The organism is Brumimicrobium sp. (assembly GCA_023957385.1).
GTDB lineage: Bacteria > Bacteroidota > Bacteroidia > Flavobacteriales_D > Crocinitomicaceae > Brumimicrobium.
Map to the genome: position 1 here is coordinate 1,671,086 of JAMLGZ010000001.1, position 14,897 is coordinate 1,685,982.

Consider the following 14,897-nt stretch of genomic DNA (forward strand, 5'->3'; position numbering starts at 1 on the left):
ATTAATATACTTTTATAAGTTCAACATCTACTAATACCACTTCTAGCGGTGGAATTTTATTTCTATCTCCTAATAATCCATGAGCTAGCGGACTGGGAATAATGAATTGCGCCTTATCACCTTCAGATAAATATTTAATTCCCTCCATAAGTCCAGATTCAACATGATCTTTATCTACTTTAAATTGACTCACTTCATTTCCTTCTGTCTGATAAATGAGCGTATTGTCTAAAAGACTCATTTTGAATTTTACATCCACAACCTGATTGCTTGTTACGGTAGGACCTTCCTCATCTTGATAAATCCAATACCGCAATCCTGAACCTGTTTCTTTGAAATTGGCATTTGCATGTTGTTTGAGATATAAGCGGATTTTAATTTCTTCTTCATTTGAGAATTTACTATTCAATTGCGTAGATTGTTCTTTTGTCCACTTAGGTTTTTGTATTTTTTCTTCGGTTTTACTTTTACAAGCAAGAAGAATAACAATAGCAATAAAAAATAATAAGCAATTCTTTATCATATCAATCGAACTCAGGTAAAACATCCTTAATTTTAGCAATTGCAGCATCCATACTTCCGACCCATTTTCCACCAGCAGCATTTAAATGACCACCTCCCTGGAAATATTTACTTGCCATGGTATTTACTGGATTGTCTTCTCCTTTTGAACGAAAAGAAATTTTAATTATTCCATCTTGTTCCATTAAAAAGATAGATTTTTTAATTCCCGTAATAGATAAACCTTCATTTACCAGTCCTTCTGTATCTCCTTTGGTGTAATGATACTTTTCTAACTCATTTTGAGATAAAGTAATCAAAATAGTTTTATGCTTTTCTAGCACTTCAGTTTTTTGATCGATAGCAAAAGCCCATAATTGAAGTTTCTCAAATGAATTTGTATCATAAACTGCTTCGTGTATCATGTGAGGCTTCACGCCATGTTCCATTAATCGAGCAATTACTATATGCGTATGAGATGTCACACTAGGGAATCTAAAAGATCCACTATCCGTCATGATACCACAATATAAAGCATTGCCAATATTTTCATCTAATAATTCATCATCACCCATGGCGTGAATGAAATCAGTTATAAGTTGTGCCGTAGAACAAGAGGCTACTTCTGAAAAAGTATAATCAAACCCATGTCCAGGATATAAATGATGGTCAATCATTATTTTGGTGGCAGAGGCTTCCATTAAAGCTTGTTCTAAAATTCCTGTTCTATTTAGCGTATTAAAGTCTAGACAGAAAAGAATAGTAGCTTCCTTTATCTTTTGGAAAGTTAATTCTCTTTGTTCTTCTGCATTTAGAATAGTCTCCGTGCCATTCATCCATTGAAGGAAGTAGGGGGCAGGGTCGGGGTGACAAATAGTAACTTCCACTCCTTTTTTTTGGAGATAATGATACAATCCCACAGAACTACCAATAGAATCTCCATCAGGAGATTTGTGGGCAACAATAACTACCTTTTGCTTGACTTCTAGTAAATCTTTTATATGAGCAATACGTTGCTCATCAAATGTTTGCATATTTTATATCTAACTATTGTAAGCCAGTTTCGTTTGGACGTCTAGCTTCAATAAGCACTAAACCACATTTAGAATCGAGCGTAGAGTTTGTTTCTCCCGATACTCTTACCTTAATAGATAAGCGTCTAGTTCTTTCAGAATAAAAAACAGGCTCGTCATTCCCTCTGTTTTCGCTATCAAATAAAACAACATCTTGACTTACATACGTCTTTTGGCCATCTTTTTCTACGGTTCCGGTTTCTTTTCCAATTACTTGAAAAGAGACATCTTCTTCAGAGAATTTTGTTCCAAACCCGCTAGCAACTCTAATTCTGTATTTAATTTTAGGTTGTAAAATAAATACCATTTCGTATGCTTCACCAGGTTTTAGATAGCCTTTTTTAGATTGGGAGTTAATAGACCAACCTTCTTTAGTATTTACTGAAAATATTTGTGTAAAATCAGGACATTGACCGTAAATAAATACGCTTGACACGATACTAATTAAAACAAGAATACTTTTTAGATTTCTCATGGGGATAATTTTTATGAAATTATGGAAATTATGGACTTTCTGATTTCTTCTACTTTGGCTTTCATATCGTCGTACGATTTCTCATTAAATACGCAAGACATACCTCCGTCCAAAACCTTCACGTTTTCTTTTTCTTTGATTTCAATTTTAGAATCTCTACAATCTAATTGATTATACATATCTAAAATTGCAGATAAATTAGTTAATGAATTCTTAACATTCTCGTTATCTCCATACATTTGAGCGAATCCTTCAAGATTCTCTAGCATATAGCGCTGATCTAGGATATACTCCTGAATATCTAAATTTTCATTGAATTCTCCAGCTGAATGGAATAAGATATGAAAAGTTTCTATCCATGATCCTGTTAGAATTAATGCCAATTCTGCACCTTTATTGTTCTCAATTAACTGGTCGAATATTTTTAAATAGTTGTCAGAAGAAAGCTCATATAATCTGTCGTTGTCTCCTTCTGCAGATTCGATCTCTTTTAGCAATTCTTCTCCATAAATTTTAGTAATATCGATTTCACTACCAAGTTTATCTAACACGGAAACATAGTTTATAAACACTTTCTTTCCTTGATTATACTTCAATAAATAGGCAGCATCAGATAAGTAAACACCAAAATTCAATGCTTTTTGTTCGATTGTATTGTAATTTTTTGCACTTGCCAAATCGTTAACAATCGTTTGATCTACTTGATTTGTTAAGGTGTATAATAAGTCGTATTGCTCATTCGGAGAAGGAATCGAATAAACCACATCATTTTTAGGTAATTCATCTAATTCCGTTAGATCTTCATCGCTCACAGTAACTTCTTTTCCTGCATCATTTGTACATGCTGAAAATACTAACACTGCAAATAGTAATGTGAATAATTTAAAGTTAGAAATCATATGTAAATTTTAAAATCGAAATCAAATATAGTGAATAAAAATAATTAAGAGGATTTATTTGAACTTTTTTAGTTCATTTTCCATTCTGAGTCTTAGCTCTTTACTCACAGATGTAAGAGGTAAACGTACATAATCTCTACATATATCTAATAAATCTAAGCAGCATTTTATACCTGATGGATTTCCTTCTGCAAAGAAACTTTTGGTAATGTCTAGCATACTGAAATGTAGTTTTTGAGCTGTTTCTATATTCCCTTGAAGCATTGCATCAACCATAGAAGAATACGTTTTTGGTAAACCATTAGCGACCACAGAGATAACACCATCAGCGCCCATAGCCATTAAAGGCATTGTTAAAGCGTCTTCTCCAGAAACTACAGCAAAATCTTTTGGTCTGTCTTTTAAAATATCCATCACCTGTTCTATATTACCAGAAGCTTCTTTGATCCCTATGATATTGTCCACTTTTGCTAATTCAAGTGTTGTAGCTGCTGTCATATTACTCGAAGTTCGTCCAGGAACATTATATAGAATTATGGGGCTTTGAGCAACTTTGGCAAGCGCTGTAAAATGTGCGATTATTCCTCGTTGACTTGGTTTGTTGTAATGTGGTGATGCACATAAAAACGCATCTATTCCTGTAGCGTCTATGTTTTTATATGCCTCAACAAGTTCAGCTGTATTATTACTTGCTAAACCTAAGACAATGGGGAGTCTACCTTTGTTTTGTTCGATGACAATCTTTAAAGTCAATTCCTTCTCTGAAGCTGTTAAAGTGGCAGCTTCACCAGTAGATCCTTGAACAACTAGAAAGTTGGTCCCATTTTCTATTTGATAATCAACCAATTTTCGTAAACCATTCTCATCCACGCTTCCATTTTCATTGAAAGGAGTCACTAGCGCTACTCCGGTTCCTTGTAATTTCATATTATTTAAGTTTAGTAATATATTCGTTTATTTTCTGGTACAACTGCTGATTGTCAGCGAACGTACCTTTTAGCACAATATCTAAAGGTAATTGATTTTCAGGTCCAACACTTACAAGCTTGGAATTCTTTGCTATTCTTTTTGTAAAAGAATTTTTCGTTTCCAAGATTAATAAAACCCCATTCTTGTTATGTAAAGCAAGTCGAATGTCTGGGTTTTTAATTTTGCCAAAAAGAGTAAAATCCTTTTTGGTAAAAGGTAAATGTGTATCCGTAACAATAATATCAGCCAAATTTTCTTTCTTCTCAACACCTATAAGATAGGTAAAGGAATGACCACCAACCATGTTGCTTTCCAGCTCATGAGTTAGCTTTTTAAAAGTTTCCTTACCTGTCCAGGAACATAAAACAACAATATGCTTTCCCATTATTTTCCTTCGATTAGTTGTTTAAATTCTTCTTCGCTTAATATCTGAACCCCTAAGTCTTGAGCCTTTTGCAATTTGGAAGGTCCCATGTTTTCTCCTGCCACGATAAACGAAGTTTTGGCAGATATGCTTCCTACATTTTTTCCTCCATGTGCTTCGATGATTGCCTTTAATTCATCTCTAGAGAAAGACTGGAATACTCCAGATACAACGATGGATTTCCCTTCTAACACATTACTCTCCAATTGTTTCTCTTCTATTTCGAAGGTTAAACCAATTCGTTGTAAGTGTGCGACGATTTCTCTATTTTCAGCTTGTTCAAAATGTTGTTGGATGGCAATGGCTATTTTTTCTCCAACTTCATCAATTCCGATTAATTGGTCGTAACTTGCCTGCATAATAGCATCCATGTTTTTAAGTGCTTTTGCTACTTTCTTTGCTACTGTTTCTCCTACATATCGAATTCCTAGAGCAAATAAAACGCGTTCAAAAGGTACTTGTTTGGATTTTTCGAGACCTTCCAATAAATTATTTGCTGATTTTTCAGCCATTCGTTCCAGATTCACCAATTGATCAAAAGTCAATTCATATAAATCAGCACTGTTGTGGATAAGTCCTTCACGAAAGAGTTGTTCGATAGTTTCTTCTCCCAACCCTTCAACATCCATAGCCTTACGACTAATAAAATGGATGATGCGTCCTGTGATTTGAGGAGGACAACCGAGATCGTTGGTGCAATAATGTATAGCCTCTCCTTCGAATCTCTTTAAAGCAGTGCCACATTCAGGACAGGAAGTAATATAATTGATTCGTTGTGCATTGGGTTTTCGTTGTTTTATGTCAACTCCCACAATTTTCGGAATGATTTCTCCTCCTTTTTCAACGAATACAACATCTTTCTCATGTAAATCGAGTTTATTCATCTGATCTTCATTGTAGAGAGAAGCTCGTTTTACAATTGTACCACCTAAAGAAACGGGAGTTAAGTTGGCTACAGGAGTAATAGCTCCAGTTCTTCCTACCTGATAGGTAACCTCTTCCAAAGTTGTTATAGCCTGTTCTGTTTCGAATTTAAAAGCGATAGCCCAACGTGGAGATTTAGCTGTGTAACCCAATTCTTCTTGTTGCGCAAAACTATTCACCTTAATAACTACACCATCAACTGCAAAAGGTAAATCATGTCTTTTTTCATCCCAATAGTGAATGAAATCCATGATGCCTGAAATGGAGTTTGTTTTTGTGATATAGTTTTTTTGTGGAGTTGGAATTTTAAATCCCCAAGTTCCAGCGTCTAATACAGCTTCGTAATGCCCTTCTTCAAAATCAACTCCATATACTCCGTATAAAAAACAATCCAAACCACGACTTGCAACGATGGATGAATCTTGTTGTTTCAGCGTTCCTGAGGCCGTATTTCGTGGATTAGCGAATAATTCCTCACCCTCATCTTCACGTTGTTTGTTGAGTTTGTTAAAAGCTTCAAAGGGGAAAATAATTTCACCACGAATTTCAAAGGTTGGAGGGAAATTTCCATGCAATTGCAAAGGAACTGTACGAATGGTTTTAACGTTTGCTGAAACATCTTCACCTTTTGTTCCATCACCTCGTGTAACAGCTCTCGTAAAGGTACCATTGTCATAACGGATACCGATAGCCACTCCATCATATTTTAATTCACATACGTATTCGATGTTGTTCCCTACTAATTTATGAATGCGATTTTCCCATTCTATAATTTCTTCTTGAGAATAGGTGTTACTTAACGAAAGCATAGGGTATTCATGAACTATCGTGGCAAATTTCTTAGTGATATCACCACCCACTCGTTTTGTAGGACTATTTTCGGAGGCTAATTCAGGAAACATCACTTCCAAATCTTGTAATTCTTTGAGCATCTTATCGTACTCAAAATCCGAAACCTCTGAAATGTTTTCTACATAATACTGATGGTTTAAATGATTAAGTAGTTCACTTAACTTGTGTACCCGTATTTCAGCTTCTTGTTTAGTCATTGTCATTCTTGAATGGCGTAAAATTAATTAAAAATTCGCCATTTTCTGAAGCGTATTTAGGGAAGATATAAACATTTAATTGAAGATTGTAGTTGAAGAACAGATTTCGTTCGCTGCGCTTCAATTACCGAGAAGTGGTTGAAGAACAGATTCCGTTCGCTGCGCTTCGATTACCGAGAAGTGTCGTCGATTTATCCCTGATAAGTTGCTCCTCAGCAGAGCTTATTTCCGCTTCCATCGATAATGCAAAAATAAATAAAATGTAAATGAATTTTAGGATTAAAATAAAATGTAAATTTATAACAGGATTAAAGAGAAAAAGTGTAAACTTTTTTTAGGACGAGACAGAATAGATTCCGTTCGCTGCGCTCCAATTACCGAGAAGTGGTTGAAGAACAGATTCCGTTCGCTGCGCTTCGATTACCGAGAAGTGGTTGAAGAACAGATTCCGTTCGCTGCGCTCCGGAATGACAACCGTCACGTAGTTAGAGGGAGAGGGGGCGGCTACGCCGCCCCCTCTCCCTTATTATTTAAGGGTTAAGCGTCATTCCGGAGCGCAGCGAACGGAATCTAATACCCTTTTTGTAATGGTGGTTGTTATTCTGCAGGGAACGGAATCTAATACCCTTTTTGTAATGGTGGTTGTTAGTCCTTAGCGAACGGAATCTAATACCCTTTTTGTAATGGTGGTTGTTATTCTGCAGCGAACGGAATCTAACCCTTTTTGTAATGGTGATTGTTAGTCTGCAGGGAACGGAATCTAATCTAATCCTTTCTGTAACAGCGAATGAGAGTCCGAGGCATACGGAATCAAAAATATTATTCACTTTTAAAACTAGAAATCCTTATATTTGAAACCACAAGTTGATTTATTTATATTTAAAACAAAAAACCATGAAAATACTATTATTTCTTTCTTTAATGAGTAGCGTATTTACTTTGAACGCTCAAATTGCACATGATTTAGAGATTTTTTCCGAAAATGGTGAAAAATTCACTTTGATTCTGAATGGTAGAAAGATGAATGAAACTCCTGTTTCTAATATTCAAATTGTGGATACAGACAAGGATTACTTTAATGCTGTGATAGAATTTGAAGATGCTTCTATTCCATCCATAGAGAAGAAATTTCTACAAATTGCAGAGCCTAATTCAGATATTGATAAATATCCTGTTTCTTGTGTATATAAAATAATTAATAAAAAAGGGAAGTATAGTTTGCGTTTCGCATCCAGATCTCGAAAAAAAATACAAGAAACTATTATAATTTATAATAATCCGGAACCTGTAAATGGGAAAATTATAATTTCTTGGTAATATTCTTCGACTTAATTATTAGGCTTATGAAATCCACAATACTACTAGTTAGCACCATTTTTTTTTTGTGTTAGGACTAAATGCTCAAAACATCAACGGTTCATTCATGTACGATGGAATTAACAGGTCTTATTTTTATTATTTACCTACCAATTATAATCCATCAGTAGCTGCGCCGTTGATTTTAAATTTGCATGGACACACGTCTAACAATTCGCAGCAGGAAATGTATTCCAATTTTAAGCCAATTGCAGATACAGCTGGATTTATTATGGTGTATCCTCAAGGAACCAACAGTGTATATTCTGGAGCACCATTTTGGAATTACAACATTTGGCAAGAAACGGTAGATGACTTAGGTTTTTTAAATGCCTTAATTGATACAGTGTCTTCTCATGTAAATATTGACCCGAGTCGTGTGTATTGTACTGGCATGTCTAATGGTGGATTTATGAGTTACTATATGGCCTTATATTCTAATAAATTTGCAGCTGTTGCTTCCGTAACAGGAAGTATGGCAAAATCTGAGAATGGTTCGCCGGCAATTCCTATTCCAGTGATGCAAATTCATGGAACAGCTGATATTGTGGTGCCGTACAATGGTGATATAACAATGCGTCCAATTGAGGAAACAGTAGGGAAGTGGGTAACTTGGAATCAATGTAATTCTACGCCAACAATTACTCCAGTTCCCGATATAAATATTTCAGACAATGCCACGGCAGAGCACTATGTATATACAGGAGGCATCCATGGAAATACGGTTGAGTTTTATAAAATAACCAACGGTGGACACACGTGGCCAGGATCTCCAATACCACTTATAACAAATGGAAATACCTGTATGGATTTTAGTGCAAGTAAAGAAATTTGGAGATTTTTTAGTCAGTATTCTCGTCCAGATTTGGCTTTAGAACTCACCAAGGAAACCCCATTAAATATACAAATCTATCCTAATCCGGCGAATGAAGAGCTTTGGATTAGTTCCGAAGGGACAAGTTTTAAGGGAGAGATTTATTCCTTACAGGGAGAGTTAGTGTCTTCTTTTGAGACAAAAAACACAATCCACAAGACAGACGTATCTCATTTAGAGAGTGGTGTTTATGTGGTTCAATTAAAAGTGGGAGAACAAGTTATTGAAAAGAAACTGGTAATCACTCATTAGATTATTTGACAGCTTTTATCATTCTTTCTTTCCCTTGTAAATCTACCCGTATCTCGAGGTGAGAGAAGCCTATTTGCTGGAATAATTCTTTCACCGATAAAGCCTTGTCTTCATGGATTTCAACATAGAGATTACCGTTCGGTTTTAGTTGTTTGAGGGCATATTCTCCAATGTTACGATAGAAAATAAGAGGATCCTCGTTGCTGACAAATAAAGCCAGATGAGGTTCATAATTAAGCACATGGTCTGCCATCAAACTTTTCTCCTTTTGTGGAATATAAGGTGGATTGGAAACAATGATATCCCATGTACGATTGGGAAGGGTAGTGGTAAGCAGTGCATCTCCTTGGATAAAACTGACTGAGAGTTTTAATTTCTCAGCATTTTCTTGAGCTAAATGAAGTGCATCCTGAGATTTATCGATTCCCATAATATCTCCCAATGGAAATACGCTTTTAAGAGCCAAAGGAATGCAGCCTGTACCAGTTCCAATATCCAATGTAGCAGGATTTTTACCTTTCCAGTCATTTGCTATCCAATCCACAAGTTCCTCTGTTTCTGGACGTGGAATCAATGCCCTACGGTCTGTGTTCAATTCCAAACCATAAAAGTAAGTAGTACCGAATACATATTGTACTGGTTCACCTGCTTGTATCTTCTGAATGTCAGTTTCTATTTTCTGAATTAGTTCACTAGAAACTTCATCTTGTTGTTTGAGTAACAAACTACTTGCATCACAATCCAAATATTTCATCAAGCACATCTTAGAAAGCTGTCTCAATTCTTGATTCGTGAATTGCTTTTCAAGTGCTTTTTGAATGTGTATTTGTAGTTCTTGTACTGTGGACATGCATTGAGAATTAGGGGGTAAAGATAGTGGAATTAGTTGAAAGTTGAAAGTGGAAAGTTGAATGCCGATAGCTATCGGTAGGAAAGTTGATAGTTGAAAGTTGAATGCCGATAGCTATCGGTAGGAAAGTTGAAAGTTGAATACTGATAGCTACTGGTAGGAAAGTTGATAGTTGTCAGTATGATAATTGGTTAGCTGTATATCGCTTTCAATTTTTCTCTATCAGTAACTTACATCATAATCTGTATTTTATTTTAAATGAACAACGAGTAGCTTATGCATAGTTTGAATAATTTTTGTAAATTAGAAGATATAAACCACCAAATATGAAAGCAAAACCTATTATTCACCATGAGCAGAAGCGTATTGCGCTTTATTTCGAATATGATATAGAGAAGATTAAAGAAATCAAACAATTGCGAGGGGCAAAATGGAGTTATAATTTACGAGCATGGCATATACCAGACACATCTGAATATCGTAAGTTGTTTAGATTGCCATTATATCATGAAGAAATACTTTCAATATCTAGTGTAAACAAGCTTACTCATTTTGAGAAATGGCTATTATCAAAGCGTTATAGTGCTAATACTATTAAAACTTACATAGATGTAGTAAGAGTTTTTTTGATCTTTTTCAAAGACAAAGCTATTTCAGAGATAGCTAATGATGATATTATTCGATTTAACAATGAGTATATATTGAAACGAAAATTATCGAGTACCTATCAGAATCAATTTGTTAATGGGTTGAAGTTATTTTTTAAAACAGTAGAAAATAAAAAGATGGAGTTAGAACTTATTCATAGACCTAGGGTAGAACGAAAATTACCACATGTTTTAAGCAAAGAAGAAGTAAAGGCCATTCTCACGGCTCATTCTAATATGAAACATCGGGTAATGTTAAGTTTGATTTACGCTTGTGGGTTAAGACGAAGTGAATTACTCAACTTAAAGCCTGAGGATATACTCTCCGACAGGCATTTAATCCACGTTTACCAATCAAAAGGGAAGAAAGATAGAATAGTTCCGATAAGTGATAAGATTATTGAAATGCTTCGGGAATATTATCGAGTTTATCGTCCTAAAATCTGGATGTTTGAGGGGCAGGAGCCAGGCATGCAGTATTCATCGAGAAGTTTACAATTGGTCTTTAAAAACGCACTCATAAAAGTAAAAATCAAGAAACCAGCCACACTACATTGGTTAAGGCATAGCTATGCAACTCACTTATTAGAATCAGGGACAGACATTCGGTATATTCAAGAGCTATTAGGGCACAATAGTTCACGTACAACTGAAATTTATACACATGTAAGTAACAGAAATATACAGCAGATTAGAAGTCCTTTTGATGATTTGTAATAAAACATTTAGTTACTCCAAAATTTTGATTATATTTGGTTTAAAATAAACGAAACGGAGTTGCGCCAAGTTGACAAGTAATTGTTATTAAGGCGAAATGATGTTGCGTGTATAAATAAGTTGTGCGTCAGTTTAAAACAAACCATTCAAATAATATGAGCAAATACGGAGACATTCAATATTTAATAGACAGACCTGAACCAAGTGAAATCTTCCTTCGGGCAAGACATATGGCAGGTGTTCAATTACAAGAACAATTTAGTGCTAACAACGACAAGACTGTCAACTCAAGTTATGACGGTTTCAAATGGATAAAAGCAGAATTGACATACCCTTCATTTGACAACCTAACATTTGCTTATAAGAATTCAATTTTTTCAGTTGTCATTGAATTGATAGACGACAAAGGAAGTTCAATGACAAGACAACAAAAAGACCGACTTTTGAAAGCTTGCGAAGAAAATAACTTAATTCCTTGCACTTTTAGACTTAAGTTCAGAGAAAAAACGGACAATTTTTTAGGAAAACTGATTGATAATAAAGACCAGCTTGACTATGAGTTGACACCATTAGAACAAGGCTGGAACTTGTATGACGTAAAGACAAATCAAAAAGTAAATCCATTAAATATTGCAAGTAATGAAAAGACAAGAATGTCAAAATGGGAATTAAGCAACTTTGCAATTCAAATTGTGAGAAATGATTTGGAAAAAGAAGGAAATGAAGTTTTGTCATTCTGCGACTTACCAGAAGTAAATCCACAAATTTGGTTTAAAAACAAAAAAGGTGAGACAGGTTGGGTAATTGTGAAACACATTAAAAATGATAATGACTTGGACTACAGGGAATGGGTAGGTCTTGAAGATAAAAGTCCACAATTGAAACCTTTTGACGGATATTTTGCGTCTGTTCAAATAATTCCTTCAGTTGGCTGGAATGGAGTAACAGAATTCACTCCTGACTTATACAGAGGTGACGGAATGTATGTTAATTACAAGGGTCTTGAACGAATTTATGTGTCGTAAAAAAACAATTAAAATTAAAATATAAATATGGGATTATTAAACTTTTTTAGAAAACCAAAAAAAACTGAATTGCAAAATACAGTTGATGAGATTTATAAAGATTTGTTTCCAAATGGAGAAAAAGATTTAAAAACTGGTATAGACTTTTTATTGCAATTAACAAGCAATAAACTCTCTTATACAGAAGCGAGATTAATATACATTAAATCATTTTCTCTTTCTAAGATTTCTAAAGATTTTAGTATTGAAAGATTAACGCAACATTTAAACGGTCAACCAATCAATTATTTTTCAAAAAAACAGATTGAAGAGTATTTTGTATTTTTAATGAAGCAAAATGGTATAAATGTTCATTTATTGAGTAATGATGAATATTACGAAAAAATGTTTCAGTCTTTACTCGATGAGTTCAATTTTTTCTATCCAGAAATCGTAACTTTAAATACCTCTTTTGATTTTTTTACAGATAATGGCAAAGTTATAGTCCAAAAAGACAATCAAATTGGTTTTATATCCTCTAATTCTTTTAATTGGCTTAGATACGTGTATAAGAATAACGATACATTACATAAAAAAATTATCACTTTATTTTCCGAAAAAAATACAGGAAATTATTCTGAGCTTAAATCACAAATTTTAAAACAATTCCGCCATAAAGATAAAGATATAAACGCTTTTTTAGATAATGAAAAAAATACTATAGAATTATACAAGATACTTTCTGCTTATAATGTATTTATTGATAAATCAGTAAATAGTTTACTAAATGTTTATAAAAAAGATAAAATAAATGTTGAATTAGAAATTAGACAACTTAATAATAATTATTTACCATCAATACATATAAAAGATGCTTCTAATTTAAGTGTTTATGATATTTGCAGTATTTTTTTGAGAGATGTTCTTTCAGGGGAAAAGTTGCAATAAAACCGAACGCACAACATCAGTTTGGCAAAATGGCGGGTTCAGTGCTAAATTGAACATTCGGAATTCTAATAAACTTTAGTGCTAAATTGAAAGTTAGTGCTTCGATTTCCGCCACTTCGCCAAGCTGCAAAACGTTATCGGTTATTGAATTTAAAACCTCACAACATCAATTTCTTAATCGTATCAAATTCGTCACGAAAGGAATTACTTACCGTAAAATCTTTTTCACTGATGGAAAGACCGTTTGTAGTGTAGGAATCAATTTTTTTAATGTTGACGACTTGCGAGCGATTAATTTGTAAAAATAAGGACGGTGGAAAATAGTTTTTTATTTTTTTTAAGGTAATTAACGGAATGAGAGGTCTTCGTTGTCCTTCTAAATATATTTTCACATAATCTCCCATACTCTCTAAATAGATCACCTCTTGCGGTACTATTTTAACCTGTTCGGCTTCTACTTTGATGAAAAAAGGTTCGATATTTTGTGTCTGACTTCTTTGAAGTTGTATCGCTTTCTTCACCTTTTCCACAATCTCCAGAAAGTCCTTAAAACTAAATGGTTTCAACAAAAAGCCAATGGAATCAATCTGGTATTCTTTCATCGCATATTGGTTGTAGGCAGTTACGAAAACAACTGCGGGCTTCTCGCTAAATTGGTTAATGATTTTGCTAAATTCTATTCCGTTTAAATGGGGCATTTCAATATCTAAAAATACACAGTCCACCTTTGTTTCTCCCAGAAATTGAAGTGCTTCTGAAACCGAGTAAAAAGTGCCTAGCAATTCAAAATAATCAACTCTTTCAATCGCTTTTTCAATCAATTCTAAAGCTAAGGGTTCATCGTCAATGGCGATACATTTTATTTTCATTTTAAATTAATTTTTAAAGTCGTAATATACTTGCCACCTGTTTGAATTTGCTTCAAACTGTAGTTATCTCCATACAAAATATCCAGGCGTTTTTTCGTATTCTCAATTCCTATACCTTTTGATTCATCTGTCCTTTCAAACCAATGGTTTTCTGTTTCTAAAACCAAGGTATTTCCCTTTATATACGTACCAATTTTGATAATACAACCCTCTTCCGAACTAACCCCGTGTTTGAAACAATTTTCTATAAAAGTAAGCAGCAGCATGGGAGCTATTTTTGCCTCTAAATGAGGTGCAGTAATGGTATATTCCAAGCTTACATTAGAAGATAAACGATGAGACATCAATTCTAAATAACTACGAATAAAATTCAATTCGTCATTTAAAGAAACAAAATCCTGATTTTCCTCATTCATCGCATAACGCATCATTTTGGAAAGTGTTAGGATGGCGTTTTGAGATTTTTCTACGTCTTTATGCGTCAGTGCGTAAATGGTGTTCAGGGTGTTAAAGAAAAAGTGAGGGTTGATTTGTGCTTTTAAATTACCCAATTCGGCTTTCGCTTTTAATTCTTGTAAAGCCAGTTTTTTACGTTCTTCTAAATTCCATTTTTTGATTAGAAAATTGGTAAATCCTACTCCCAAAACAATAGCGGTTACAAAGAAAACGTAATAATTGACATAGGACTTGTGTTCCGAAGCAATGAAGGTTTTTTCCGGATATAAACTATGGTACACTTTCTCTTGTAAATTGAGTGCGATTTCGGTTAAGCTCATCAACCCAATCACACTGCCCGAAATGGCTAAAAATAAGAAGATATAAGGCAAACTGATGGATTTTTTGACCGTTCTCGGTATCGCAACCCGAATGTTGAAATAATAAGCACCCAATAAAACAATAAAAAACACAAAGTGATAAATATGGTAAGCCACGGGAAGACGTGCAGGATAAAGTAAAGGTATTACAAAAAATAAGACAATGGCTAAAGTTAACCATCCCATAATCTCTAAACCATAATTTCTAACTGAGAATTGTTTCATTTTGTCCATCAGAATTATTTACAAAG

15 protein-coding genes are annotated in these 14,897 nt (G+C 34.2%); 5 read left to right on the forward strand and 10 right to left on the reverse strand.

All coding sequences use genetic code 11. From position 1 onward, the window contains the following. Position 1: 1 nt before the first annotated feature. The 7 genes from M9897_07335 to ligA are packed head-to-tail and all read right to left on the reverse strand — an operon-like array spanning position 2 to position 6,314. The gene (locus M9897_07335) at positions 2-523 is read right to left on the reverse strand and encodes an FKBP-type peptidyl-prolyl cis-trans isomerase (GenBank protein MCO5268690.1); all 522 of its coding nucleotides are present in this window, start codon (positions 521-523) and stop codon (positions 2-4) included. Position 524: 1 nt separating this feature from the next. Beyond that, positions 525-1,535, reverse strand: coding sequence for a DHH family phosphoesterase (locus M9897_07340; GenBank protein ID MCO5268691.1), 1,011 nt, complete (start codon positions 1,533-1,535; stop codon positions 525-527). A gap of 13 nt (positions 1,536-1,548) precedes the next feature. Continuing rightward, positions 1,549-2,049, reverse strand: a complete 501-nt coding sequence (locus M9897_07345) for a hypothetical protein (GenBank protein ID MCO5268692.1) — start codon at positions 2,047-2,049, stop codon at positions 1,549-1,551. Positions 2,050-2,060: 11 nt separating this feature from the next. After that, positions 2,061-2,948 carry a hypothetical protein gene (locus M9897_07350; protein ID MCO5268693.1) on the reverse strand — a complete coding sequence of 296 codons (888 nt, stop codon included), beginning with the start codon at positions 2,946-2,948 and terminating at the stop codon, positions 2,061-2,063. A 54-nt stretch (positions 2,949-3,002) separates the two neighbouring features. Next, positions 3,003-3,875 carry a 4-hydroxy-tetrahydrodipicolinate synthase gene (dapA, locus tag M9897_07355; GenBank protein ID MCO5268694.1) on the reverse strand — a complete coding sequence of 291 codons (873 nt, stop codon included), beginning with the start codon at positions 3,873-3,875 and terminating at the stop codon, positions 3,003-3,005. A gap of 1 nt (position 3,876) precedes the next feature. Then, positions 3,877-4,302, reverse strand: coding sequence for a hypothetical protein (locus M9897_07360; GenBank protein ID MCO5268695.1), 426 nt, complete (start codon positions 4,300-4,302; stop codon positions 3,877-3,879). Next, positions 4,302-6,314 carry an NAD-dependent DNA ligase LigA gene (gene ligA, locus M9897_07365; protein ID MCO5268696.1) on the reverse strand — a complete coding sequence of 671 codons (2,013 nt, stop codon included), beginning with the start codon at positions 6,312-6,314 and terminating at the stop codon, positions 4,302-4,304. The genes M9897_07360 and ligA overlap by 1 nt, the downstream gene beginning before the upstream one ends. A gap of 894 nt (positions 6,315-7,208) precedes the next feature. Between ligA and M9897_07370 the strand changes: the two genes are divergently transcribed. Continuing rightward, positions 7,209-7,631, forward strand: coding sequence for a hypothetical protein (locus tag M9897_07370; GenBank protein ID MCO5268697.1), 423 nt, complete (start codon positions 7,209-7,211; stop codon positions 7,629-7,631). A gap of 106 nt (positions 7,632-7,737) precedes the next feature. Continuing rightward, positions 7,738-8,796: a T9SS type A sorting domain-containing protein gene (locus M9897_07375; GenBank protein MCO5268698.1), complete on the forward strand. Its 1,059-nt coding sequence runs from the start codon at positions 7,738-7,740 to the stop codon at positions 8,794-8,796. A 1-nt stretch (position 8,797) separates the two neighbouring features. Here M9897_07375 and prmC read toward each other — a convergent pair whose 3' ends face one another. Continuing rightward, positions 8,798-9,646 carry a peptide chain release factor N(5)-glutamine methyltransferase gene (gene prmC / locus M9897_07380; GenBank protein MCO5268699.1) on the reverse strand — a complete coding sequence of 283 codons (849 nt, stop codon included), beginning with the start codon at positions 9,644-9,646 and terminating at the stop codon, positions 8,798-8,800. 326 nt (positions 9,647-9,972) lie between these two features. On the opposite strand from prmC, the gene M9897_07385 reads away from it, so the two are divergent. The 3 genes from M9897_07385 (at position 9,973) to M9897_07395 (ending at position 12,962) form a co-directional block, all read left to right on the forward strand. Beyond that, positions 9,973-11,010, forward strand: a complete 1,038-nt coding sequence (locus tag M9897_07385) for a site-specific integrase (protein ID MCO5268700.1) — start codon at positions 9,973-9,975, stop codon at positions 11,008-11,010. A 155-nt stretch (positions 11,011-11,165) separates the two neighbouring features. Then, positions 11,166-12,035, forward strand: coding sequence for a hypothetical protein (locus M9897_07390; GenBank protein MCO5268701.1), 870 nt, complete (start codon positions 11,166-11,168; stop codon positions 12,033-12,035). A 27-nt stretch (positions 12,036-12,062) separates the two neighbouring features. Then, entirely contained in the window at positions 12,063-12,962 is a 900-nt protein-coding gene (locus tag M9897_07395; protein ID MCO5268702.1) for a hypothetical protein, read from the forward strand. 158 nt (positions 12,963-13,120) lie between these two features. On the opposite strand, the gene M9897_07400 is transcribed toward M9897_07395, so the two are convergent. Both M9897_07400 and M9897_07405 read right to left on the reverse strand, forming a co-directional pair. Continuing rightward, complete coding sequence (locus tag M9897_07400; protein MCO5268703.1) at positions 13,121-13,831, reverse strand: LytTR family DNA-binding domain-containing protein; 711 nt, start codon at positions 13,829-13,831, stop codon at positions 13,121-13,123. Next, positions 13,828-14,880, reverse strand: a complete 1,053-nt coding sequence (locus tag M9897_07405) for a histidine kinase (protein ID MCO5268704.1) — start codon at positions 14,878-14,880, stop codon at positions 13,828-13,830. The genes M9897_07400 and M9897_07405 overlap by 4 nt, the downstream gene beginning before the upstream one ends. Between the last annotated feature and the right edge of the window lie 17 nt (positions 14,881-14,897).